Raw genomic sequence first — 21650 nt, forward strand, 5'->3', positions numbered from 1 at the left:
AAGCTCAGGTCAGCAGGCCGGGAATAGCGTCGTCGCCGTACCGCAAAGACGACCACAGGAGCACCGCGATGACCACCCAGGGGATCAAAACCGTCCTCCACCCCGTCACCGACCTGGCCGCGGCCAAAGCCGTCTACACCGCCCTGCTCGGCACCGAACCCCAGGCCGACGCGCCCTACTACGTCGGCTACGACACCGAAGGCCAGCACATCGGCCTGGTCCCCAACGGCGCCCAGCAGGGCATGACCGGCCCGGTCACCTACTGGCACGTCGACGACATCGCCGCGAAACTCGCCGAAGTGACCGCCGCCGGCGCCAAGGTCAAGGACGAGCCCAAGGACGTCGGCAACGGCCGCCTCGTCGCGACCTTCACCGACGCCGACGGCAACGTCCTCGGCCTGCTGCAGGACTAACCCAGCGCGGTGGCCCGGCTGACGTCCTCCCACGCCGCCAAGTCCGCCGCCAGCGCCTCGTGCTGCGCCCGGATCGCCTCCACCGCGTCCGCGCCCAGCGCGAGGCGCAGCGGAGCGTCAGGACTCCCGACCGCCCGGACGATCGCCGCCGCGGCCTTGGCCGGGTCGCCCGGCTGGGTGCCGTCCATCTGCTCCACCGCCTCCCGTGTGCCGGACGTCGACACCGCGTACGCCTCGATCGTGCGCGAGCGGTGCATGCGCCCACCCCCGAACTCCGTCCGGAACGCACCCGGCTCCACGATCAGCACCCGCACCCCGAACGGCGCCACCTCCGCCGCCAGCGCCCCCGAAATACCCTCCAGCGCGTACTTCGCCGCGCAATAAGCACCGAAGCCCGGCATCGACAGCTGCCCGCCCATCGAACTGATCTGCACGACCGTGCCGCTGCCCTGCGCCCGCAGGTGCGGCAGCACCGCCTTCGTCACCGCCACCGCGCCGAAGAACATCACGTCCAGCAGCCCGCGCAGCTCGGCCATCGTGAGCTCCTCGACCGCGCCGACCGAACCGTTGCCCGCGTTGTTCACCACGACGTCGATCCGCCCGAACGCCGCCAGCGCGGTCTTCACCGCCGCGTCGATCTGCCCCTCGTCGGTCACGTCCAGCGCCGCCGTCCGGACCCGGTCACCGCCACGCTCGACCAGATCCGCCAAGGTCTCCGGCCGCCGGGCGGTCGCCACCACGCGGTCACCCGCCGCCAGCGCGGCCAGCGCGATCTCCCGCCCGAACCCGGCCGAGCAGCCGGTGATCAACCAGACGCGGCCGTCGGTGTTCGTCATCTTTCCGTCCTCCCAGTGGTTTCCTCACCCCATCCTGCGGACGATCACCACCGGGGCGCCAACACCGGTCTCCTGCCACGGCTACAGTCAGAACCTGTGACCCCCGAGCTACGGCACCTGCGCTACTTCGTCGCCGTCGCCGACGAAACCAGCTTCACCCGCGCCGCCGCCGGCCTCCACATCGCCCAGCAGTCGCTCTCCCAGCAGATCACCGTCCTCGAACGCACCCTCGGCGCCCGCCTGTTCGACCGCGACGCCCGGGGCACCCGCCTCACCGCCGTCGGCGCACTGTTCCTCCCCGAAGCCCGCGCGGTACTCACCCGCGCCGACGAAGCCGTCGCCACCCTCGGCCGCGCCGTCCGCGGCGAAATCGGCACCGCCCGGCTCGCCTTCCTCACCACCACCGCCAACTACCTGCTGCCCCCGATCGTCCGCGCCGTCCGCCAACGATTCCCCGGCCTCACCGTCACCACCGCCGAAGCGTCCATCGCCGAACTCGTCGACGGCCTCCGCCACCACCGCTTCGACCTGGCCTTCACCCGCCCACCCCTGGTCGACGACCTCACCACGCGCACGCTGCTCACCGAAGAAGTCTGCGCCGTCCTGCCCGCCGACCACCCCCTCGCCACCCGTACCGCACTGAAGCTCGCGGACCTCGCCGCCGAACCGTGGGTCCTCACCCCGCGCACCAGCTGGGAACCCTGGCACCGCGCCTACGACGACGACTTCGCCGCCGCCGGCTTCACCCCGAACGTCGTCCAGCGCGCCGCCACCGTCCAAGGACTCCTCGGCCTCGTCGCCGCCGGCGTCGGCGTCACCCGCCTGACCCGCTCCTCGCACAGCCTCCGCCGGAGCGGAGTCGCGTTCGTCCCGTTGGAAGGCGACGTCGCCCGCACCGAACTCGTCTGGTCACCTGCCAACGACAACCCCGCCATCCGCACCATCACCGACGTCGCCGCCGAACTCGCCGCGACCACCGACCTCACCGAAGCCGGCTAGGGTCGGTATCAAAGTCGGTGTCGGTGTGGACTGCCAGCGGGTGGTCCGCCGACGTCTTGAATGACTCATTCAGGACCTCCGAGGACCTGAATGAGTCATTCAAGACCTTTGACCTGGCGAACACGGCGGCAGCGCGGCGGGCGAGGCGTCGACGGTCTGCCGGAACCCGGGATCACGGTCGCCGAACGGCCCTGAACGATTTCGATACAGGCACTAGGCCTGATCCACTTCACGGGCGCCGACCACCCGAACCGTAGAATCGACGCCGATGCGACGTCTTCGGTGGTACTGGGGGGCACTGGTCCTCGTCTGCGTGGCCCTGCTGATCGGCTCCTTCGTCTTCTTCGGCTCCGAAAGCAAAAACGGGCAACCCCAGCCCCGCCAAGGCCCACCCGGCACCGGCCCGCTCACCGTCGTCGCCATGGGCGACAGCACCGTCTCCGGCGAAGGCGCCGGCCAGTACACCGCCACCACCAACGGCCAAGGCGGCAACTGGTGCCACCGCTCACCCAACGCCTTCGTCGAAAAGATCGACATCCCCGGCATCACCGCCCACGTCAACCTCGGCTGCTCCGGCGCCCCCGCCGAACAGGTCGCCCTCGGCGACACCAAGCAGTGGACCGAAGGCTCCCAAGCCCAGCAGCTCGCCACCCTCGTCAAGGACCACCGCGTCGCCGCCGTCGTCATCGCCGTCGGCGCCAACGACGAACCCAAGTTCTCCAACCAGGTCACCGAATGCTTCAAAGCCTGGTTCGACCCCGGCGGCCCGCCCTGCAGCGAAGCGCTCAAGCAAAGCTGGCAGTCCAAAGTGGACGCCATGGTGCCCAAGGTCGCGACCGCCGTCTCCGACGTCAAGAAAGTCCTCGCCCAAGCCGGCTACGTCCCCGCCGACTACCAGCTCGTCCTGCAGTCCTACGCCGCACCCATCGGCCCGGACCTGCCCGAAGACCTGCGCACCCTCAACGGCTGCCCGTTCCGCGTCGAAGACCTCCGCTGGATCTCCCAGACCGGGATCGGCGTCCTCTCCTCCGGCCTGAAAGCGGCCGCACAGCAGACCGGCGCCCGGTTCCTCGACCTCGCCAAGGCCGGCGTCAAGCACGAAGCCTGCAGCGGCGGCGCCAACCCCGCGACGGAGTGGTTCACCCGCCTCACCCTGCAGCTGTCCGACCTCGGCCAAGCCGACCGGGCCGGGCACGCGCTGCAGGAGTCGTTCCACCCCAACGCCGCCGGGCACGCGGCGATCGCCAACTGCCTCACGGAGTTCATCGCGGCCCGCGAAGGGAACGCCTCCTGCCTCGCCGGGGCGGACGGGAAGCTGCACTCGGCCCCGGAGGTCGTGGCCCGCTGAGCCCTCCCCGGTCTGTAGCGGGGGTTTCCTCAGGTGCTATGACGGCTTTTCAAGCCTGCCAGGCGGTATAGGGCGTTATACACTTAAAGATCGAGTGCTGCTCGCAACGCGATGTCGATGCGCTCCTGGACTTCCAGGTCGATCTCGGCGATCCGCTCGTCGAACCACGGCCGGTAGAGCCGGGTCAGGTTGAGTGTCGACACCCAGTAGCGCGCGTCGATCGCGACGCCGAGGATGTCCTGCGGGTCACGTTCGAGCAGCTCGGTACCGAGCAGCCAGGGCCGCTCGGATTCGTTCACCCCGTCCGAGGACAGCAGCACGACCGTGCGCTGCCGGGCCGGATCGGTCGGGGGGTGGTACGTCCAGACTTCACCCCTGCGCACGCAGATCCTTTTCCGCCGCGGTGCGCTCGGCCTCGTCCGATTCCGCGACGGCCGGCTCCGGCTTCCGCGGGGTGTATCCCGTGCGAACCGCCTCGCGCCTGGCTGCCTTCGACAGCCAGGACGAGACCGAGATTCCGTGGGCTTTCGCGGCTCGTTCGGCGAATTCCAGCGCGCCGCTGTCCAGCGAAAGCGTGACCTTACGTGTTGCCATACCTTTTACCGTACCAGTGCTCCGGCCCCCGGACGGGCCGCCGGCGTCAGAACGTCGGCGAACGTCCCTCGAACGGCGTAGAGAGCACCACCGTCGTCCGGGTCGAGACCTTCGCCGACTCGCGGATCCGGCGCAGCAGGTCCTCCAGCCCCAGCGGCGACGGGACGCGCACCAGCAGGATGTAGGACTCGTCGCCGGCCACCGAGTAGCACGACTCGATCTCCTTGATGTGCTGGATCCGCTGCGGGTAGTCGTCCGGCGCCGCCGGGTCGTTCGGCGTCAGCGAGATCAGCGCCGTCAGCGGCAGGCCGATCTGCTCGCCGTCGAGCCGCGCGGTGTAGCCGAGGATGACCCCGCGCTGCTCGAGGCGGCGCACCCGCTGGTGCACCGCCGACACCGACAGCCCGACCCGCTCGGCGAGGTCGGTGAAGCTGCGCCGGCCGTCGGCCGCGAGCTCCTGGACGATCGCCTGGTCCAGCGGCTCCAGGCCACCGGCCGTCATGCGTCCAGCACGACGAGCTCGTGCGGCTGGTTGTTGACCGACTCGACACCGTCCTCGGTGACGATCACGATGTCCTCGATCCGGGCGCCCCAGCGGTTCGGCTGGTAGATGCCCGGCTCGACGCTGAAGGCCATGCCCGGCTCCAGTGGCAGCGCGTTGCCGGCGATGATGTACGGCTCCTCGTGCACGTCCAGGCCGATGCCGTGGCCGGTGCGGTGGATGAAGTACTCGCCGAACCCGGCCTCGGCGATGACCTCGCGCGCGGCGGCGTCGACGGCCTCGGCGGTGACGTCCGGCTTGACCGCGGCCACCGCGGCGGCCTGGGCGCGCTGCAGCACCGCGTAGGTCTCGGCGACGTCGGCGTCGCGCGGCGTGCCGACGGCGTAGGTGCGGGTGGAGTCGGAGTTGTAGCCGGCGGGCAGCGGGCCGCCGATGTCGACGACCACGACGTCACCCTTCTCGATGACGCGGCCGGAGACGTCGTGGTGCGGGCTGGCGCCGTTCGGGCCCGAGCCGACGATCACGAAGTCCGCCTGGACGTGCCCCTCCTCGACGATGGCCGCGGCGATGTCGGCGCCGACCTCGGCCTCGGTGCGGCCGGGCCGCAGCCACTCGTGGACGCGGGCGTGCACGCGGTCGATCGCGGCGCCGGCCTCCCGCAGCGACGCGATTTCGGCGGCGTCCTTGCGCATCCGCAGTTCGCGCACGACCGGGCCGGCCAGCGTCTGCTCGGCCTCGCCGAGCGCGGCCCGCAGCGCCAGCACGTGCAGCGCCGGGGTGAAGTCGCTGACCGCGACGCGGCCGGGCTTGCCGAGCCGGTCGGCGACCAGCTTGTACGGGTCGTCGCCATCCACCCAGGTGAGCAGCTCGACGCCGAGCTCGTCGGTGGGGACGTCGGCGTACCCGGGCGCCTCCAGCTTCGGGACGACGAGCGCCGGGGTGCCGTCGGCGGGCACGACGAGGGTGGTCAGCCGCTCGAACGAGCCACCGGCCTGCCCGAGCAGGTACCGCAGGTCGGAGCCGGGCGCGATCAGCAGGGCGTCGGTGCCGGCGGCGGCCGCGGCGGTGCGGGCGCGGTCGAGGCGGGCGCGGAGGGCGGCGGCGTCGGGGGCTGGCGTGTGGAGGGATCGGCGCGACATGAGGGCGAGCCTAGCCGGGCGACGCCACCGGCCGGACGGCCTGGGGCCGCGACATGCCGGGCCGGGTGACGCGGCTCCCCTCCCCCGCCGGACTCGACCCCGGGGTGCGTCGCGCACCCCGGGTGACCGCCGGGCGTGGCAGGCTGTGCGGGTGACCGGATCCCTTGCCCTGCTCGACTCCGCGAGCCTGTACTTCCGTTCGTTCTTCGCCCTGCCCGACTCCATGCGCGCCGCGGACGGGACGCAGGTCAACGCCGTGCGCGGGTTCGCCGACACGATCGCGCGGATCCTCACCGACCGGCGGCCCGCCCGGCTCGTGTGCTGCCTGGACGCGGACTGGCGGCCGAAGTTCCGCACCGACCTGCTCCCCAGCTACAAGGCCCACCGGGTCGCCGAGGAGACCGGCAGCGGCCCGGACGTCGAAGAAGTGCCCGACACGCTCACCCCGCAGGTGCCGATCATCCTCGACCTCCTCGAGGCGTTCGGGTTCGCGACCGCGGAGGCGGCCGGCTACGAGGCCGACGACGTCATCGGCGCGCTGGCCACCCGGGAGAAGGCCGTCCCGGTCGAGGTGATCACCGGCGACCGCGACCTGTTCCAGCTGGTGCGCACCGAGCCGTCGCCCGCGTCGGTGATCTACGTCGGCAAGGGGTGGGCGAAGGCCGAAGTGCTGGGCCCGGCCGAAATCGCCGAGCGCTACAGCCTGCCCCGCGAGACGGCCGGACCGGCGTACGCGGACATGTCCGTGATGCGCGGCGACCCCTCCGACGGGCTCCCCGGCGTCGCCGGGATCGGCGAGAAGACCGCGGCGAAGCTGATCACGCAGTTCGGCTCGCTGGACGCACTGCTCGAGGCCGCCGCGGCCGGGGACTCCCGGGTCCCGCTCAAGACCCGGCTGCGGCTCTCCGACGCGGCCGACTACCTCGCGGTCGCCCCCACCGTCGTGCGGGTCGCCGTCGACGCGCCGGTCGAGCAGTCCCGCCCCGACACTGTGCCCGCGGCGCCCGCCGATCCTGAGCGGGTCGCCGAGCTCGCCGAACGGTGGAACCTGGGCAACTCCGTCGAACGGCTCCTCAAGGCCCTGCCCGGCGCCTAGAAGTGCGTGCCGCACCACGGTGCGGCGATCGTCGTGAACAGCTCGTCCGCCCGCGCCACCGCGGCCGGGTCGCGGACCTCGACGCGGCCCGCGTGCGCCAGCGCCGTGGCACTCCACTCCCCCAGGTACAGCATGCCGAGGGTGTCGACGTCGAGGGTCAGGTCCGCGGCGGCCCCGGTCCGCCGGGTACCGCCCGGCCCGACCTCGTAGTGGCCGGCGTTGGCGGGCAGCAGGCGGTCGGTCACCGCCAGCACCACCGGCTCGGCCGCCCGGTACGTCCGGGCCGCCAGCACCGCCGGGACGTCCACCGGCCGCAGCCACAGGTCGTCCTCGACGGCGAGCGTGGCCGAGTGCCGGTGGTCGGTCAGCATCGCCGACAACGGCTCGTCCACCGGGCGGTGGCGGGCGTGCACCGCGGAGACCAGGTCGACCGACAGCAGGAACCGCCAGAGGCCGGCCAGGGCGGCCGGGCCGTCGGCGTGCAGGTCGCGGACCTTCAGCACCGCGCCTTCGTCCGGTGCCTCCAGCGACCGGCGGCTCACGGTCTCGTAGACGACGAAGCCGTCATCCCCGTCCGGTCCACTGTGGACGGCCACGACGTGGTCGCCGTCCGGGCCGGCGAGCCGGTCGTGCATCACCGGCCACCACTGCGGCGGGCGGCCGATCGTGCCCGGACGGCGCCCGATCCGCCGGTACAGCGCGGGAATCTCCTTGACGGCCTCGTCCGGCGTCAGCATCCGCACCTCGCCCGAAAGCGCGACGCGCTCGTGCAGCCGGGCCGCCGGCCGCGCCACCCGGATCGTCTTGCCCAGCGCGGCCGAGCCGTAGCCGAAGCGGCCGTAGATCGTGGGCTCACTGGCGTGCAGGACCGCCAGCGGCAGCCCGCGCGCGGCGATGTCGGCCAGCTGGACGCGCATCAGCTCGGTGAGCACCCCGCGGCGAGTGCGATCCGCGCGCACCCCGACGCCGTCGACCGCGGCCGCCGCCAGCGCCCGGCCACCGGGCACGGTGAGGTCGGTGTCGAAGGAACTGGCGATCCCGATCGGGGTGTCGCCGTCGAACGCGCCGAACTTGTGCGCCGCCGGCCACGAAACCCCGAAGCGGGACCAGAGGTCGTCGCTGACGCGGTTGCTGTGCAGGGAACGGCCGAGCAGGTCGAACGTGCTGCGGCGCTCGTCCTCGGTGACGGGGCGGACGTCGAAGGCGGTCATGCCTCCGATCTTGCCGCCCGCCGCGGGCGACGGCACCTCGTTTAAAAGTGGGAGCCGCTCCACGGCACCGACCGGGTGCCGAACAGCGTGTCCGCGGCCGGCGGCGCGGCGGCGTCCCGCACCTCGATCCGGCCCACACCGGCCAGCGCCGAAGCCTTCCAGGTGCCGAGGTACAGCATCGCGAGCGTGGTGACGTCGAGCCGCAGGGCAGCGGGCCCGTCGCCGCGCTCGGCCCCGTTCGGGGTGATCCGGTAGGTGCCGCTGTTGCCGGGCAGCAGCGGATCCGTGACCTCGACGACGACCGGCTCACCCGGCCCGTACTCCCGTGCGCCCAGCGCTTTCGGGACGTCGACGAGCCGGATCCAGTGCTCGTCGCCGATCCGGTTGTCGGTCAGCCGGCGGTGGTCCGCCAGCAACAGCTCGATCGGCTCGTCGAGCGGACGTTCCTCGGCCACGATCCGGTCCACCAGGTCCACGCCGAGCAGGAACCGCCACAACCCGGCGAACGCGGCCGGCGTGGCGGCGAACAGGTCCGGGACCTCCAGGTCCTTGGTCCACGGGTACGCCTGAAGACCCTCGACGAAGAAGGTGGCGAACCCGTCCGGCCCGTCGGGACCGTGGTGCACCACCGCTTTCATCGGCTGGCTGCGGCGCCGGCACTGGGCCTCGTAGAGCCGCCACAGCACCTCCGGCCGCGACATCATCCCCGGCCGGCGCCCGATGCGGTCGTAGACGCCGGGGAGGGCTTCCCAGGCCTGGTCGGCGTTCAGCAGCTCGATCTCGCCGCCGGCGGGGGCGTCCGGCCGCAGCCGGGCCCGCGCGCGGTCGACGTGGTAGGTGCGGTTCCGGGTCGCCAGGCCGTAGCCGAACCGGCCGTAGATGCCGGCCTCGGACGCCAGCAGGTTCGCGCACACCACACCACGCTCGGAGAACTCCTCCAGCTGCGCCGCCATCAGCGCGCGCAGCACGCCGCGGCGGGTCCGGTCCGCGCGGACGCCGACGCCGGTGACGCCGGCCATCGGCACCCGCGCCCCGCCCGGGACGGTCAGCTCCGCGTCGAAGAACCGGGCCGTGCCGATGAGTTCCGGGTCGAACGCGCCGATCGCCCCGCCCGGCTGGTACGCGCGCCCGGAGCGCTCCCATTCCGCGTCGGTGGCCGGGGCGACGTGCACGGTGTCGCGGAACAGGTCGCTCGCGGCGCGGTGCTCGTCGGTGTGCAGCGTCCGGATCTCGAAGTCGCTCATCCCCGGATCATCTCCGGAAACGACGAAGTCCGGCCACCGGAATTCCCCGGCGGCCGGACTTCTCGCGCGCTACTTGGTGGCGGGCGGGGAAACCTCGTAGTTCCCGCCGTCGCCCTTGACCGTGATCTGCACCTGCTGCGGCTTGCCCGCGATCGTGGCGGTGCACTCGAACTTCGCGCCGTCCTCGACCTTCTGCTCGGCCGGGCACGTCACGCCGGTGACGCCGTCGATCTTGTACGTCTCGGTGAGCAGCTTCTGCACGTCGGTCTGCATCTGGGTGTTGTTGAAGACCTGCGTCTTGAAGAACCCGGGCGCGACGAACCCGAGCACCCCGACGACGGCCAGCACCACGACCAGCGCGACGACGCCGATCAGCAGGCCCTTCTTCGACTTCCCCTGCTGCTCGCCCTCCGGCGCACCGGGATACTGCTGCTGTTGCTGGCCGTAGTCGTACTGACCCGGCGGCGGCTGCTGCCCGTAGCCCGGCTGCGCCTGGGGCCCGCTCTGCGGGTACGCCCCGCCCGGCTGCTGCCCGTACCCCGGCTGGGCCTGCGGGCCGCTCTGCGGGTACCCGCCACCGGGCTGCTGCCCGTAGGGCGGCGGCTGCTGGCCCCACTGCGGCTGCTGAGGCGGCTGCGGCTGGCCGTAGCCGCCGGGCTGCTGCCCCCACTGCTGGGGTTGCTGCGGCTGGCCGTACTGCTGCTGGTTCGGGTCGTAGGAAGGCGGCTGCTGGCCCCACTGGGGCTGCTCCTGCGGGCCGCTCGGCGGGTACGCGCCGCCCGGCTGCTGCCCGTACTGGGGCTGCTGTGGGTCGTTGCCGCCATACGGCGTGCTCATCGTCTGCCTCCGCCTGCTTCGCTCAAACTAGCTCTCCACCCCGAAACCGCCGTAAAGCCGCGTACGCACGGTGTCGCACGCGATCCAACCACAGGTCGGACCCGAGCACACGTGACCACGCTCATCCCTTCCGCCGCTTGGAGCAGGCCTAACACGAAGTTCACGCGGCGCCCGCCGCTACGACACCGCGTCGCAGCGCCTTCACCGCCGCGGCCGCCGCCGCGCCCACCGGGTCGGCCTTGCCGAGCACGTCGCGGATCTGGTCCAGCAGGTCGATCACCTGGCGTGACCAGCGCACGAAATCACCCGCCGACAGCTCCTGGCCGTTCGCCTCGGCCGCGGTGAGCACCTTCTCCAGCGATTCCCCGCGCGCCCACCGGTAAACCGGCCACGCGAACCCGGCGTCGGGCTCCCGGGTCCGGTCGAGCCGGTGCCGCCGCTCGTCCTCGGTCAGCTCCACCCACAGCCGCACGGTCTCCTGCCACGCCTCGGGCACCGCACCCCCGGGCAGCCGCGGCTCGCCCGCGGTGTCACGGCGCGCCTCGAACACCAGCGTCGAGACGACGGCGGCGAGTTCGGCCGGGCCGAGATCGCGCCACACGCCGTGCCGGATGCACTCGGCGGCCAGCAGGTCGGACTCGCTGTAGAGCCGCGTCAGACGCCGGCCGTGCTCGGTGACGCGGTCCTCGCCGTCCCCGGCCGACTCCGGGCCCAAGTAGCCGCGTTCACCCAGCAGCGCCAGAATCCGGTCGAACGCGCGCGCCAGCGAGTGCGTCGTCGCCGCGACCTTCCGTTCCAGCTGCTGCGTTTCCGCCGTGAGCCGCTGGTACCGCTCGACCCAGCGCAGGTTCGCCTCGCGCTCGGCCAGCCCGTGGCCCGGGTGGGCGCGCAGGGCCCGCCGCAGCGCCGCCAGCTCACCGTCCTCATTGGCCCCGGACCGCCGCTTCTGCCTGCCCGGCAACGAAATCCCGGCGTTGCGCAACGTCGAGGCGATGTCCCGGCGGGTCTTCGGCGACCGCAGCTCGATGTGCCGCGGCAGCTTGATCCGCCCCAGCGCCTCCACCGGCGCAGGGAAGTCCGCCACCGACAACGGCCCGGACCACCGGTCCTCGGTCACCACCACCGGACGCGGCTCGCGGATCGGGTCCAGACCCGGGTCGACCACCACAGCGAGCCCGGCACGACGGCCCGCCGGCACCGCGATGACGTCACCCTTGCGCAGCTTCTCCAGCGACTCCGCGGTCCCCGCCCGCCGCGCCGCGGTGTTCTGCCGCGACAGCGCCTTCTCCCGCGTCGAGATCTTCGCCCGCAGCTCGACGTACTCCAGCATCTCGTCGAAGTCGCCGGTGATCGCGGCCGCGTACCCCTTCAGGGCTTCCTTGTTCCGCTCGATCCGCCGCGCGGTCCCGACCACCGACCGGTCGGCCTGGAACTGCGCGAACGACTGTTCCAGCAGCTCCCGCGCCTCGGCCGCGCCGACCTGCGCGACCAGGTTCACGGCCATGTTGTAGCCCGGCCGGAACGACGACCGCAGCGGGTAGGTCCGGGTCGACGCGAGCCCGGCGACCTGCTTGGGGTCGACCCCGGGCTGCCACGCGACGACGGCGTGCCCTTCCACGTCGATCCCGCGCCGCCCGGCCCGGCCGGTCAGCTGGGTGTACTCCCCCGGCGTCAGGTCGACGTGCGCTTCGCCGTTGTACTTCACCAGGCGCTCGAGGACGACCGTGCGGGCCGGCATGTTGATCCCCAGCGCGAGGGTCTCGGTCGCGAACACGACCTTCACCAGGCCACGGACGAACAGCTCCTCGACGGTCTCCTTGAACGCCGGCAGCAGCCCCGCGTGGTGGCCGGCGATGCCGCGCTCGAGCGCTTCGCGCCACTCCCAGTAGCCCAGCACGCCCAGGTCGCCCTCGGGCAGGTCCGACGTCCGCGCGTCGATCACCCGGCGGATCTCCTCGACCTCCCCGGGGCCGTTGAGCCGCAGCCCGGACCGCACGCACTGCGCCACCGCGGCGTCGCACCCCGCGCGGGAGAAGATGAACACGATCGCGGGCAGCAGCCCGGCCCGGTCCAGCTGCTCGACGACGTCGACGCGCGACGGCGGCCGGAACCGCGGCATCCGCGACGGCGCCCCCCGCCTCCCGCGTGGGCCCCGGAACCCGGCCGGCGCGTACTGGCGGCCGATCTCCTCGGTGCGCCGCAACAGGGTCGGGTTGATCCGCAGCTCGGCTCCGGGCAGGTGGGTGTCCTCGCCCGCGAACAGGTCCAGCAGCCGGTTCCCGACCAGCATGTGCTGCCACAGCGGCACCGGCCGGTGCTCGTCCACGACGACGGTGGTGTCGCCCCGCACCTCGACCAGCCACTCGCCGAACTCCTCGGCGTTGCTGACGGTGGCCGACAGCCCGACCACGCGGACGTGCTCGGGCAGGTGCAGGATCACCTCTTCCCAGACCGCGCCGCGGAACCGGTCGGCGAGGTAGTGGACCTCGTCCATGACGACGTACCCGAGGTCGGTGATCGTCGACGAGCCGGCGTAGAGCATGTTGCGCAGCACCTCGGTGGTCATCACGACCACCTGGGCGTTGCCGTTGATCGAGGTGTCCCCGGTGAGCAGCCCGACGGCGTCGGCGCCGTGGCGGGCGACCAGATCGGCGTACTTCTGGTTCGACAACGCCTTGATCGGCGTCGTGTAGAAGCACTTGCGGCCCTCGGCCAGCGCCAGGTGCACGGCGAATTCGCCGACGACGGTCTTGCCCGCCCCGGTGGGCGCGCACACGAGCACGCCGTGGCCGCCCTCGAGGGCTTCGCACCCCCGGACCTGGAACTCGTCGAACTCGAAGGACGCCTCCGCGGCGAAGCGCGTCAGCTCGGGGTACTTCCCGCGGCGCGAGGAGGCCGCATAGGCCTCGGCCGGGGACGGAGAAGGGCTATTGGCCACCTCGTCAGGGTTTCACATCCCCCCGTCGTTCCGCACGCCGCGTGACCGACGGCGTGGCGACCCCCGCGGTATAGGGCGTTATACACCTGAATCGGACGCGGAACCGGATCACGGGCGGGCGCGTCGGAGCGGCGGAAGGAGGTCCCGATGACCGAACCGTGCCCGAGCTGCGGGCAGCTGGACCAGGTGCAGCACGTGCCGGCGGTGTACCACGGCGGGCACTCCTTCTACCGCGGCCAGGGCCCGACGGTCGCCGTCCCCGCCGGCGACGGCGTCGTCTACACGAGCAGCCAGGTCAGCGGGGTCTCGGTCACCGCGGTCGCCCGCTCCCTCGACCCCTTTCCCCCACCGCGCCGCAACGGCGGCCTTGTAGCGGCGGTGATCCTGCTGGCACTGGTCGGCAGCTGCTTCCTGCTGCTGCCGTTCTCGGCGGCCGACGACCCGCTCCCCGGCGGCGAGGGAGCGAAGGCGCTGGGCTTCGCGGTGCTCTCGCTGCCGGCGTTCGGGGTGTACCTCGCCGCGGGTGTGCTGGTCTGGCTCTACGTCCGCCGCGTGCGGGCGCACCGGAAGCAGCGGAAGGGTGTCCCGGCGGCCCAGCAGGTGTGGGAACAGGGCTGGTTCTGCCACCGCTGCGGCGGCGTCTACTTCGCCGAGGCCGGACGGCTGCTGACCCCCGCCCACTTCCGCCAGCTGGTGGCGCGCGCGGGCGGCTACGACCGGTAAGACGTCTTGAATGAGTCATTCAGGTCTTCGGAGGTCCTGAATGACTCATTCAAGACGCCGGACCGCGCGTTAGGCCAGCACCGTCAGCGCGCCTGGGACGCAGCTGACCGTCACCGGGACCGTGCCCTGGGGCTCGCCGTCGGCGTACGCGGGCCAGTTGTTGCCGGTGAGGGCGACCGAGCGGGCGCGCAGCGTGCGGACCGCCGGGTGGGTCACGTGCTTGCCGGTGCGCAGGCCCGGGAGCATCCGCATCAGGCCGCGGCGGGTGGCGTGGCCGATGATCGTGACGTCGAAGACGCCGTCCTCGGGGTCGGCCGTGGGGCAGATCGGGACGCCGCCGCCGTAGAAGCGCGTGTTGCCGATCGCGACCAGCGTGGCGTCCAGCTCGATCCGGCCGGTGCCGGTGTCGACGACCACCGGGCGGGACCGGAAGGACGCCAGTTCGGCCAGGATCGCCAGGTCGTAGCGGCGGGGCCCGGACGGCCAGCGCATCCGGTTGGCGCGTTCGTTGACGCTGGCGTCGAACCCGGCGCAGAGGACGGTCGCGAACCACGTGTCGCCGATCCGGCCGAGGTCGATCCGCCGCCGCGCACCCGATTTCAGGGCCGCCACCAGCGCGTCGACCGCGGCCAGGGGCTCGGCCGGGACACCGAGGGCGCGGGCGAAGTCGTTGCCGGTACCCGCCGGGACCAGGCCGAGCGCCACGTCGTGGTTCGCGCAGAACTGGACGCCCTGGTGGGCGGCGCCGTCACCGCCGAGCACGACCAGGACGTCGAGACCGGCGCCGTGGGAGGTCCGCATCAGCTCGCGGGACTCCTCGACGGAGTTCGCGACCAGCACGTCGAGCCGGTCGACGGCGGCGCGCAGCCGCTCCGCGACCGTGTCGGCGATCCGGGCGGCGGCGCCGTGCCCCGAGGCCGGGTGCACGGCGAGCGCGGCGTGGATCCCCACTACGTGACGTCGTCGGTGCTCGACCGGCCGCCGGAAGCGGTCGGCGTGGACGGCTCGTCGTCGATGGTGCTCGGCGTGTAGTCGAACGGCGCGGCCTCGTCGTCGGCGAGCTTGTCCCAGCCCTCGTCGCCGCGGGCCTTTTCGAGCTTGCGGTCGTGGAAGCGCGCCATCTGCACGGCGATCTCGAACAGCACGGTGAGCGCGCCGGCGAGGCCGAGCATCGAGAACGGGTCGGAGCCGGGGGTCGCGAAGGCGGCGAAGACGAACAGCGCGAACACGATGCCGCGGCGCCACTTCTTCAGCTGCACGTACTTGACCACGCCGACGCGGTTGAGCATCACGACCAGCAGCGGCAGCTCGAAGCTGATCCCGAAGATGATCAGCAGCGACAGCAGGAACGAGATGTACTTGTCCGCCGTGAGGGCGGTGACGAACGCGTCCTGCCCGAAGCCCATGAGCAGCTGCAGGGCGTGCGGGAAGAGGATGTAGGCGAGCACGGCGCCCGCGGCGAACAGCACCGACGCGAACCCGACGAACGTCAGCGCGTACTTGCGCTCCTTGCTGTACAGGCCCGGCGCGATGAACGCCCAGAGCTGGTACAGCCAGGCCGGCGAGAGGAGCACGGCACCGGCCGCGATGCCGACCTTCAGCTGCGTCATGAAGGCCTCGAACGGCACGGTCTGCAGCAGCCGGCACCCGTCGGCGCTGTCGAGCCGCCGGTCGGCCGGGATGGCGCAGTACGGGTCCTTCACCAGGTCGCCGAGCGACGGGATCGGACCGATCTTGGTGCCGAACCAGATGAACCCGAGGATCCCGCCGACCACGACCGCGAGCAGCGCGAAGCCGAGGCGGCGGCGGAACTCGTAGATGTGCTCGATGAGCGTCATCGTGCCGTCGGGGTTGCTGCGACGGCTGCGCTTGCGCCGCTTGGACCGGCGGCTGTCACCGTTTCCGGAGGCGGATTCCGCCACGGTTGTTCCGTTCTCGTCGGAGTCCGCCGGAGCGCGCCGCTGCGGGCGCGCTCCGTGGACGGGGGACCGGGTGTGGCCTAGCCGCTCAGCTGGCGTTCTTCTGCGGCTGGTCGGCGGCCTGCTGCTTCTTCAGCTCGTCGAGCTGCCGCTGCAGGTCGGCGACCTGCTGGTCGGTCGAAGCGGGTGCGGCGGGCTTGGCCGGGATCTGCTTCGTCTCGGCGGGCTCGGCGTCTTCGCTCGCCGCGGCCTTGTCGCCGGTGAGGTCCTTGGTCTCGGCCTTGAAGATCTTCATGGACTTGCCGATGGACCGGGCCGCGTCGGGAAGCCTCTTGGCCCCGAAAAGCAGCACGACGACGAGCACCAGGATGATCAAATGCCACGGCTGCAATCCGTTCAGCATGGTGGCCTCCTATCTGCGTCTGGTAGGGATGTTACTGGTTTTCCGGCTTCCGGCGGCGCTCCGCGAACGCGACGCGCAGCGCGGCCGACCGGGCGCGGATCATCCCCGCCCGGTCCTGGGTGTTCGCAGCCACCATGCTTGCGGTCTGCCGGAAGGCACGCAAGACCTTCACGGTCCGGACCAGCAGGACGACGAGCAGCAGCAGGCCGATCGCGGCGAGCACGACGGTGGGCAGGTACGGCACGCGCACCAGCCTAGTGGTCACAGGTTGACGGAAGGTGACGGGCTCGGGCCACCGCGTCGGCGGCCCGGCGTCCGACGTCCGACGCGAGGTCGGCCGGGCTCTCGACCAGCGCTTCCCCGCCCAGACCGAGGACCAGCCGCACCATCCAGGACTGGTCGGCGTAGCGCATCCGGATCCGCAGCCGGCCGCCCTCGAGCTCGTCGAGCTCCTCGCACGGGTAGTACTCGGCTACCCAGCGTGCGTCCGGGTCGAGGACCAGCACCGCCTCCCGCTGATCGGGACGTTCGCGGAAGACACCGTCGGAGATGTCGGTCGGGTGGGCGTGCGCGGGCGGCCGTGACGGCTCCTCGAGGACGGTCAGCTCGTCGATCCGGTCGAGCCGGAACAGCCGGACGCCCTCGGCGCGGCGGCACCAGGCCTCCAGGTAGCCGACCGCCTGGACGATCAGCAGCCGCATCGGGTCGACCGTGCGCTCGGTGATCTGGTCCTTCGAGGCGGTGTAGTACCGGATCCGCAGCGCTCGCCCGTCCTGCAGGGCCCGGGCCACCTCTTCGCGGGTCCGCGCGGTCTTCTCGCCCTCGCGCACTCCCCCGCCGACGACCACGCCGGCGGGCTGGGCCTGCCCGGCCGCGGCCTCGATCTTGGCGATGGAGCGGCGGACGGCGTCGCCGTCGACCACGCCCGGTGTCTCGGCCAGCGCCCGCAGCGCCACGAGCAGCGCGGTCGCCTCGCCGCCGGTGAGCCGCAGCGGGCGGTTCATGCCGGCGTCGTGGGTGACGACGATCGTGTCGCCCTCGAAGGACAGGTCGATCAGGTCGCCGGGCCCGTAGCCGGGCAGCCCGCACATCCACAGCAGCTCGAGGTCCTTGCGCAGCTGCTTCGGCGTGACGTCGAAGTCGTGCGCCGCCTCGTCGATACGGATGCCGGGGCGCGCCAGCAGGTACGGCACGAGCGCGAGCAACCTCGGCATGCGGTCGGTGGACCCGCTCACAGCGCGCTCACCTGCCGGGAGACGACGGCTTCGAGCCGGTCCTGGACCGACTTGGCCAGCACGTCCGGTTCGAGCACGACGACGTCGGGACCCTGCGCGCTGATCCAGTCCGCCGCCGACTCGGGGTAGAGCAGGCCGATCTCCACGAGATCGCCCTCTTCGCCGTCCACGGTGGCGCGGCCGACCACGGTGCCGCGGCGGCGGACGCCGGCGGCGCGGCCGTCGGCGACCCAGACCCGGGCGGTGGTGACCGGCGACGGTTCACTGCCTCCGGTGGCCGTGACGAGCTTGAGCAGGTTGACGCCCTCGGGACGCCGCACCTCGCCGGGCTTGCCGACCGCGCGGACCTGGCCGGTGACGCGGGAGAGCCGGAAGCAGCGGGTGGCGCCGCGGTCGCGGTCGTGCCCGACGACGTACCAGCGGGCCCGCCACGACACCACGCCCCACGGCTCGAGGGTTCGCATGATGCGTTCGGGCGAGCCGCTGCGGCGGTATTCGAAGCGCACGGCCTGCCCGCTTTGGACCGCGGCCAGCAGCGGCCCGAACGCCGGTTCGGCGCGCACCCGCGGCTCGACGACGGTGGGCGCCTGGTCGTCGACCTCCAGGCCGGCGGCGCGCAGCTTCACCAGCGCGCCCTGCGCCTGCCCGGTCAGCTCCGGGGAGTCCCACAGCCGTGAGGCGAGCGCGACCGCGGCGGCTTCGTCGGGGGCGAGGTCGATCTCGCCGAGTTCGTAGTCGCGACGGGCGATGCGGTAGCCCTCGATGGCGTCGAACGCGGAGTTGCGGCCGGTCTCCAGCGGGATGCCGAGTTCGCGCAGCTCGGTCTTGTCCCGCTCGAACGTCCGGAAGAAGGCGTCGTCGCTGGCCGCGTCGGCGTACCCGGGCACGATGCCGCGGATCCGCTCGGCAGTGAGGTACTGCCGGGTGGACAGGAGGGCCAGCACCAGATTGACCAGCCGTTCGGCGCGTGCGGTGGACACCCGGTAGAGCCTAGCCCGCGCCGCCCGGCCCGATCGTGAGGTCCGGGGTACGCGCGTCGTAATCGGTTCGCGCGGCGTCGACGGCGTCGAAGTTCGCCTCCGCCCAGTCCTTGAACCCGGCCACCAGCGCGCGCAGCGATTCCCCCAGCGGCGTAAGGGAATAGTCGACGCGGACGGGCACCGAAGGCGTCACTTCGCGGCGCACGAGACCGTCGCGTTCGAGCACCCGCAGGGTCTGGGTGAGCATCTTCTGGCTGACCCCGGCGATGCGCCGCGAAAGGTCGCTGTAGCGCTGCGGGCCGTCACCGAGCGCGACCAGGATCAGGCTGACCCACTTGCCGGCGATCTCGTCCAGCAGCTTCCGGGTCGGGCAGGCGGCGAGATAGGCGTCGTAGGCGGCCTTTTCGGCGTGCCGCCGCTGTTCCGCCGTGCGCGTGGGCACCGGGCGAACCTCCGGGTACGTGGGGAACCTGCGAGTGCGTACTTCCCGATGGAGAGTAGCTCCCCATACGGTCGCGGGGAAAGGAATCCGACCGTGGAGGAGACGAAAGATGCGCGCGGTGGTGGTCCGGCGGTTCGGTGGGCCGGAAGTCTTGGAGTCGGCCGAGGTGCCGGTTCCGGAGCCCGGCCCGGGGCAGGTGCGGATCCGGGTGGCGGCGGCCGCGGTCAACCCGGTGGACCTCGCGACCCGGGCGGGGGTGCTCACCGAGGTGGGGGTGATCCCGCCGCGCGAGGTGCTGGGGCTGGGCTGGGACGTCGCCGGGGAGATCGACGTCGCCGGTGACTCCCGGTTCCGCGTGGGCGATGCCGTGCTCGGGCTCCGCGACCGGATCGCCCTCCCCCTCGGCTCGTACGCCGACTACGTCGTCCTCGACGCCTCGGCCGTGGCACCCGCTCCACCGGGCGTCTCCGCGGTCGAAGCGGCGACGCTGCCGCTCAACGCACTGACCGCCGCCCAGGCGCTCGACCTCGTCGAAACCACCGGGAGCGTCCTGGTCACCGGCGCGGCGGGCGCCGTCGGCGGGTACGCCGTCGCCCTCGCGCACGCCCGGGACCTGCACGTCGTCGCCGTCGCGGGGGAAGCCGACGAAGCCCTCGTCCGGCGGTTCGGCGCCGACGAGTTCGTCCCGCGCGGCCCCGCGCTCGCCGACCGCGTCCGCGCGCTGGTCCCCGGCGGGGTGGACGCCGTGCTCGACACCGCGCTCCTCGGGCTGGACGCGCTGGACGCCGTCCGGGGCGGCGGCGAGTTCGTCGCCTTCGCCGCCGGTGCCGCCCCGATCCCGCTGCGCGGCGTCCGGGTCCGGAACGTGTGGATCCGCGCGGACGGCGCCCGGCTCGCCTCGCTGGCCGCGACCCTGACCCCGCGCGTCGCCGACGTCCTCCCCCTCACCGAGGCGGTGCAGGCGCACGAACGGCTGGCCGCCGGCGGGCTGCGTGGCAGGCTCGTGCTGACTCCCTAGCCTGGACGGCATGGATGATCGCGTACTCCTCATCACCGGTGCCTCGCGCGGCCTCGGCGCCGCGACCGCGCGGCTGGCCGCCGAAGCCGGGTTCAAGGTCGCGCTCGTGGCGCGCCAGGCCGGGTCCGTCGCGGCGCTCGCCGCCGAACTCGGCGAAGACCGGGCGCTCGCCCTCGGTGCCGACGTCGGCGACTGGCCGAGCGTCTCCGGGGCCGTCGACGAGACCGTCGCACGGTTCGGGCGGCTCGACGCGGCCTTCGCCAACGCCGGCATCGGCGTCGGGACGTCGTTCTTCGGCACCGGCGACCCCGACCCGCGAGCCTGGGAGGAAATGGTCCGCACCAACGTCCTGGGCGCCGCCTACACCGCCCGTGCGGCCCTCCCCGCGCTCAAGGAGACCGCCGGGCACCTGCTGATCACCGGGTCGGTCGCGGGCCGCTACATCCGCAACAGCAGCCTCTACTCGGCGACGAAGTGGGCGGTGACCGGGATGGCGGGGGCGATCCGCGAGGAGGCCGTCGGCACCGGCGTCCGGGTCACGCTGATCAACCCGGGCATCACCGACACCGACATCCTCAACGACGAGCAGCGCAAGAAGCCGAAGCTGGCGGCGGACGACATCGCCCGCGCGGTGCTCTACGCCCTCCAGCAGCCCCCGTCGGTCGACGTCAACGAAATCATGGTCCGCCCCACCGGCCAGGTCCTCTAGCGGCTCAGGCGGGCGACGCGGCCACCGGCGCCACTGGCCCAGCAGGCCGCACCGGCGCAGTCGACGGAGTCGAAGCTGCCGTCGTCGAACCGGGTCCAGTGCCGGCCGCCGTCCGGGCTGAGGTCGCTCCCGCCGGGACCGACCGCGAGCACCGCGGCGCCGCGCCAGGCCAGCCCGGAGCGGTACCCGGCGGGGTACTGCCCCGGGGTGGTCCAGGTGCGGCCGCGGTCGCGGGTCAGCGCGACCGCCGGGCCCGGCGCGTCCGGGTTCGCGAAGTCGCCGCCGATCGCGACCCCCTGGGACGGCGAGCGGAAGGCGAGGGCGAACACGCCCGCCGAGGGGCTGCTCGGCAACGGCGTGTCCGAAGCCGTCCAGTGGCGGCCGCCGTCGCCGGAGTGCAGGACGCGGGCGGTGGCGCCACCGCCGGTGGCGAGCCAGGCGTCGAACGGCCCGGCGGTGGTGACGCACTGGCCGCTCGCGGCGAACCCGGCCTCACCCGGCAACGCGGCCGGGAAGCCGCTGCCGGGAACCTGCCGCCAGCTGCGGCCGCCGTCGAAGGTGGCCTGCACGCGGAACTTGCCGTCGACCGGGTCGCTCATCGCGAGGCCGCGCCACGGGTCGAAGAACGCGAGGCAGTCGTAGAAGGCGGCCGCGTCGGTGTTCTGGAACGTCTGGCGCCAGTGCGCGCCGCCGTCGTCGGTCCGGTAGACGCGCGAATCGGTCCCCGGCCCGATCGACAGGACCACGGCGTGGTCGGCGTCGAAGGCCTCGATGTCCCGGAACTGGAGCGCCTCGGTCCCGGGCGGCCCGACGGACTTCCAGGTGGCGCCGCCGTCGGTGGTGCGCAGGACAGTCCCCTGCGTGCCGCTCACCCACGCGACCCGGGCACTGACCGCGGACAACCCCCGGAACTGGGCGGTGACGCCGGTCGGCTTCAGCTCCCACGTCGGCGGGTGCTCCCCCGCCGACGCCGGGACCGCGACCGAAACCAGCAGAGCGAGCACGAGCAGCACGACACGCATGCGCCCGATCCTCCCTCACCCCGACCCCGACTTTCGTCGCGT

The 21650-nt window shown here is 72.7% G+C and carries 24 protein-coding genes; 7 read left to right on the forward strand and 17 right to left on the reverse strand.

The features are described 5' to 3' along the window. Positions 1–68 precede the first annotated feature (68 nt). Entirely contained in the window at positions 69–413 is a 345-nt protein-coding gene (locus tag H4696_RS09810; RefSeq protein WP_125316439.1) for a VOC family protein, read from the forward strand. On the opposite strand, the gene H4696_RS09815 is transcribed toward H4696_RS09810, so the two are convergent. Next, positions 410–1249, reverse strand: coding sequence for an oxidoreductase (locus H4696_RS09815; protein WP_086864337.1), 840 nt, complete (start codon positions 1247–1249; stop codon positions 410–412). The genes H4696_RS09810 and H4696_RS09815 overlap by 4 nt on opposite strands. 96 nt (positions 1250–1345) lie before the next feature. Here H4696_RS09815 and H4696_RS09820 point away from each other — a divergent pair, with 96 nt between their 5' ends. Next, positions 1346–2248 (forward strand): LysR substrate-binding domain-containing protein, encoded by a 903-nt coding sequence (locus H4696_RS09820; protein ID WP_192782220.1) that lies wholly within the window; start codon positions 1346–1348, stop codon positions 2246–2248. Positions 2249–2516: 268 nt separating this feature from the next. After that, positions 2517–3596 (forward strand): GDSL-type esterase/lipase family protein, encoded by a 1080-nt coding sequence (locus H4696_RS09825; protein ID WP_192782221.1) that lies wholly within the window; start codon positions 2517–2519, stop codon positions 3594–3596. 83 nt (positions 3597–3679) lie between these two features. Here the strand turns inward: H4696_RS09825 and H4696_RS09830 are convergent, their stop codons facing one another. The 4 genes from H4696_RS09830 to H4696_RS09845 are packed head-to-tail and all read right to left on the reverse strand — an operon-like array spanning position 3680 to position 5831. Further along, positions 3680–3979, reverse strand: coding sequence for a hypothetical protein (locus H4696_RS09830; protein ID WP_086858800.1), 300 nt, complete (start codon positions 3977–3979; stop codon positions 3680–3682). Then, positions 3966–4190 (reverse strand): hypothetical protein, encoded by a 225-nt coding sequence (locus H4696_RS09835; RefSeq protein WP_086858801.1) that lies wholly within the window; start codon positions 4188–4190, stop codon positions 3966–3968. The genes H4696_RS09830 and H4696_RS09835 overlap by 14 nt, the downstream gene beginning before the upstream one ends. 46 nt (positions 4191–4236) lie before the next feature. Beyond that, positions 4237–4692: an Lrp/AsnC family transcriptional regulator gene (locus H4696_RS09840; protein WP_086858802.1), complete on the reverse strand. Its 456-nt coding sequence runs from the start codon at positions 4690–4692 to the stop codon at positions 4237–4239. Then, on the reverse strand, positions 4689–5831 hold the full coding sequence (locus H4696_RS09845) for a M24 family metallopeptidase (RefSeq protein ID WP_086858803.1): 1143 nt from the start codon (positions 5829–5831) through the stop codon (positions 4689–4691). The genes H4696_RS09840 and H4696_RS09845 overlap by 4 nt, the downstream gene beginning before the upstream one ends. A gap of 151 nt (positions 5832–5982) precedes the next feature. Here H4696_RS09845 and H4696_RS09850 point away from each other — a divergent pair, with 151 nt between their 5' ends. Continuing rightward, positions 5983–6927 carry a 5'-3' exonuclease gene (locus H4696_RS09850; protein WP_086858824.1) on the forward strand — a complete coding sequence of 315 codons (945 nt, stop codon included), beginning with the start codon at positions 5983–5985 and terminating at the stop codon, positions 6925–6927. On the opposite strand, the gene H4696_RS09855 is transcribed toward H4696_RS09850, so the two are convergent. From H4696_RS09855 to H4696_RS09870, 4 genes are all read right to left on the reverse strand, one after another. After that, a complete protein-coding gene (locus H4696_RS09855; protein WP_169734937.1) occupies positions 6924–8138 on the reverse strand; it encodes a GNAT family N-acetyltransferase in 1215 nt (404 codons plus the stop codon). The genes H4696_RS09850 and H4696_RS09855 overlap by 4 nt on opposite strands. A gap of 41 nt (positions 8139–8179) precedes the next feature. Further along, complete coding sequence (locus H4696_RS09860; RefSeq protein WP_086858805.1) at positions 8180–9382, reverse strand: GNAT family N-acetyltransferase; 1203 nt, start codon at positions 9380–9382, stop codon at positions 8180–8182. A gap of 69 nt (positions 9383–9451) precedes the next feature. Next, on the reverse strand, positions 9452–10219 hold the full coding sequence (locus tag H4696_RS09865) for a DUF4333 domain-containing protein (protein ID WP_086858806.1): 768 nt from the start codon (positions 10217–10219) through the stop codon (positions 9452–9454). Between the two features lie 160 nt (positions 10220–10379). Continuing rightward, the gene (locus H4696_RS09870) at positions 10380–13157 is read right to left on the reverse strand and encodes a DEAD/DEAH box helicase (RefSeq protein WP_086858807.1); all 2778 of its coding nucleotides are present in this window, start codon (positions 13155–13157) and stop codon (positions 10380–10382) included. Positions 13158–13304: 147 nt separating this feature from the next. Here H4696_RS09870 and H4696_RS09875 point away from each other — a divergent pair, with 147 nt between their 5' ends. Continuing rightward, the gene (locus H4696_RS09875; protein WP_086858808.1) at positions 13305–13880 is read left to right on the forward strand and encodes a hypothetical protein; all 576 of its coding nucleotides are present in this window, start codon (positions 13305–13307) and stop codon (positions 13878–13880) included. Between the two features lie 69 nt (positions 13881–13949). Here the strand turns inward: H4696_RS09875 and H4696_RS09880 are convergent, their stop codons facing one another. The 7 genes from H4696_RS09880 to H4696_RS09910 form a co-directional block, all read right to left on the reverse strand. After that, positions 13950–14831: a diacylglycerol/lipid kinase family protein gene (locus H4696_RS09880; RefSeq protein ID WP_086858809.1), complete on the reverse strand. Its 882-nt coding sequence runs from the start codon at positions 14829–14831 to the stop codon at positions 13950–13952. Continuing rightward, a complete protein-coding gene (gene tatC / locus H4696_RS09885) occupies positions 14831–15802 on the reverse strand; it encodes a twin-arginine translocase subunit TatC (protein ID WP_086858810.1) in 972 nt (323 codons plus the stop codon). Before tatC ends, H4696_RS09880 begins: the two co-directional genes overlap by 1 nt. A gap of 85 nt (positions 15803–15887) precedes the next feature. After that, complete coding sequence (gene tatA / locus H4696_RS09890; protein WP_086858811.1) at positions 15888–16202, reverse strand: Sec-independent protein translocase subunit TatA; 315 nt, start codon at positions 16200–16202, stop codon at positions 15888–15890. Positions 16203–16233: 31 nt separating this feature from the next. After that, positions 16234–16446, reverse strand: coding sequence for a bacteriophage holin (locus tag H4696_RS09895; protein ID WP_086858812.1), 213 nt, complete (start codon positions 16444–16446; stop codon positions 16234–16236). A gap of 10 nt (positions 16447–16456) precedes the next feature. Beyond that, the gene (locus tag H4696_RS09900) at positions 16457–17437 is read right to left on the reverse strand and encodes a helix-turn-helix transcriptional regulator (protein WP_086858813.1); all 981 of its coding nucleotides are present in this window, start codon (positions 17435–17437) and stop codon (positions 16457–16459) included. After that, the gene (locus tag H4696_RS09905) at positions 17434–18417 is read right to left on the reverse strand and encodes a helix-turn-helix transcriptional regulator (protein ID WP_086858814.1); all 984 of its coding nucleotides are present in this window, start codon (positions 18415–18417) and stop codon (positions 17434–17436) included. The genes H4696_RS09900 and H4696_RS09905 overlap by 4 nt, the downstream gene beginning before the upstream one ends. A gap of 10 nt (positions 18418–18427) precedes the next feature. Then, on the reverse strand, positions 18428–18859 hold the full coding sequence (locus tag H4696_RS09910; RefSeq protein WP_086858815.1) for a winged helix-turn-helix transcriptional regulator: 432 nt from the start codon (positions 18857–18859) through the stop codon (positions 18428–18430). Between the two features lie 109 nt (positions 18860–18968). On the opposite strand from H4696_RS09910, the gene H4696_RS09915 reads away from it, so the two are divergent. Further along, positions 18969–19877 carry an NADP-dependent oxidoreductase gene (locus H4696_RS09915; protein ID WP_086858816.1) on the forward strand — a complete coding sequence of 303 codons (909 nt, stop codon included), beginning with the start codon at positions 18969–18971 and terminating at the stop codon, positions 19875–19877. A 10-nt stretch (positions 19878–19887) separates the two neighbouring features. Continuing rightward, positions 19888–20586: an SDR family oxidoreductase gene (locus tag H4696_RS09920; RefSeq protein WP_086858817.1), complete on the forward strand. Its 699-nt coding sequence runs from the start codon at positions 19888–19890 to the stop codon at positions 20584–20586. Here the strand turns inward: H4696_RS09920 and H4696_RS09925 are convergent. Beyond that, positions 20583–21608 carry a WD40/YVTN/BNR-like repeat-containing protein gene (locus H4696_RS09925; RefSeq protein WP_086858818.1) on the reverse strand — a complete coding sequence of 342 codons (1026 nt, stop codon included), beginning with the start codon at positions 21606–21608 and terminating at the stop codon, positions 20583–20585. The genes H4696_RS09920 and H4696_RS09925 overlap by 4 nt on opposite strands. Between the last annotated feature and the right edge of the window lie 42 nt (positions 21609–21650).

Source organism: Amycolatopsis lexingtonensis (genome assembly GCF_014873755.1).
Classification (GTDB): Bacteria; Actinomycetota; Actinomycetes; order Mycobacteriales; family Pseudonocardiaceae; genus Amycolatopsis; species Amycolatopsis lexingtonensis.

Excerpts from the sequence above, each read along its gene's own strand:
- H4696_RS09810 (WP_125316439.1), top strand. The coding sequence starts at position 69 with ATGACCACCCAGGGGATCAAAACCGTCCTCCACCCCGTCACCGACCTG.
- H4696_RS09815 (WP_086864337.1), bottom strand. The coding sequence starts at position 1,249 with ATGACGAACACCGACGGCCGCGTCTGGTTGATCACCGGCTGCTCGGCC.
- H4696_RS09825 (WP_192782221.1), top strand. The coding sequence starts at position 2,517 with ATGCGACGTCTTCGGTGGTACTGGGGGGCACTGGTCCTCGTCTGCGTG.
- H4696_RS09835 (WP_086858801.1), bottom strand. The coding sequence starts at position 4,190 with ATGGCAACACGTAAGGTCACGCTTTCGCTGGACAGCGGCGCGCTGGAA.
- H4696_RS09840 (WP_086858802.1), bottom strand. The coding sequence starts at position 4,692 with ATGACGGCCGGTGGCCTGGAGCCGCTGGACCAGGCGATCGTCCAGGAG.
- H4696_RS09845 (WP_086858803.1), bottom strand. The coding sequence starts at position 5,831 with ATGTCGCGCCGATCCCTCCACACGCCAGCCCCCGACGCCGCCGCCCTC.
- H4696_RS09855 (WP_169734937.1), bottom strand. The coding sequence starts at position 8,138 with ATGACCGCCTTCGACGTCCGCCCCGTCACCGAGGACGAGCGCCGCAGC.
- H4696_RS09860 (WP_086858805.1), bottom strand. The coding sequence starts at position 9,382 with ATGAGCGACTTCGAGATCCGGACGCTGCACACCGACGAGCACCGCGCC.
- H4696_RS09865 (WP_086858806.1), bottom strand. The coding sequence starts at position 10,219 with ATGAGCACGCCGTATGGCGGCAACGACCCACAGCAGCCCCAGTACGGG.
- H4696_RS09875 (WP_086858808.1), top strand. The coding sequence starts at position 13,305 with ATGACCGAACCGTGCCCGAGCTGCGGGCAGCTGGACCAGGTGCAGCAC.
- tatA (WP_086858811.1), bottom strand. The coding sequence starts at position 16,202 with ATGCTGAACGGATTGCAGCCGTGGCATTTGATCATCCTGGTGCTCGTC.
- H4696_RS09915 (WP_086858816.1), top strand. The coding sequence starts at position 18,969 with ATGCGCGCGGTGGTGGTCCGGCGGTTCGGTGGGCCGGAAGTCTTGGAG.
- H4696_RS09920 (WP_086858817.1), top strand. The coding sequence starts at position 19,888 with ATGGATGATCGCGTACTCCTCATCACCGGTGCCTCGCGCGGCCTCGGC.
- H4696_RS09925 (WP_086858818.1), bottom strand. The coding sequence starts at position 21,608 with ATGCGTGTCGTGCTGCTCGTGCTCGCTCTGCTGGTTTCGGTCGCGGTC.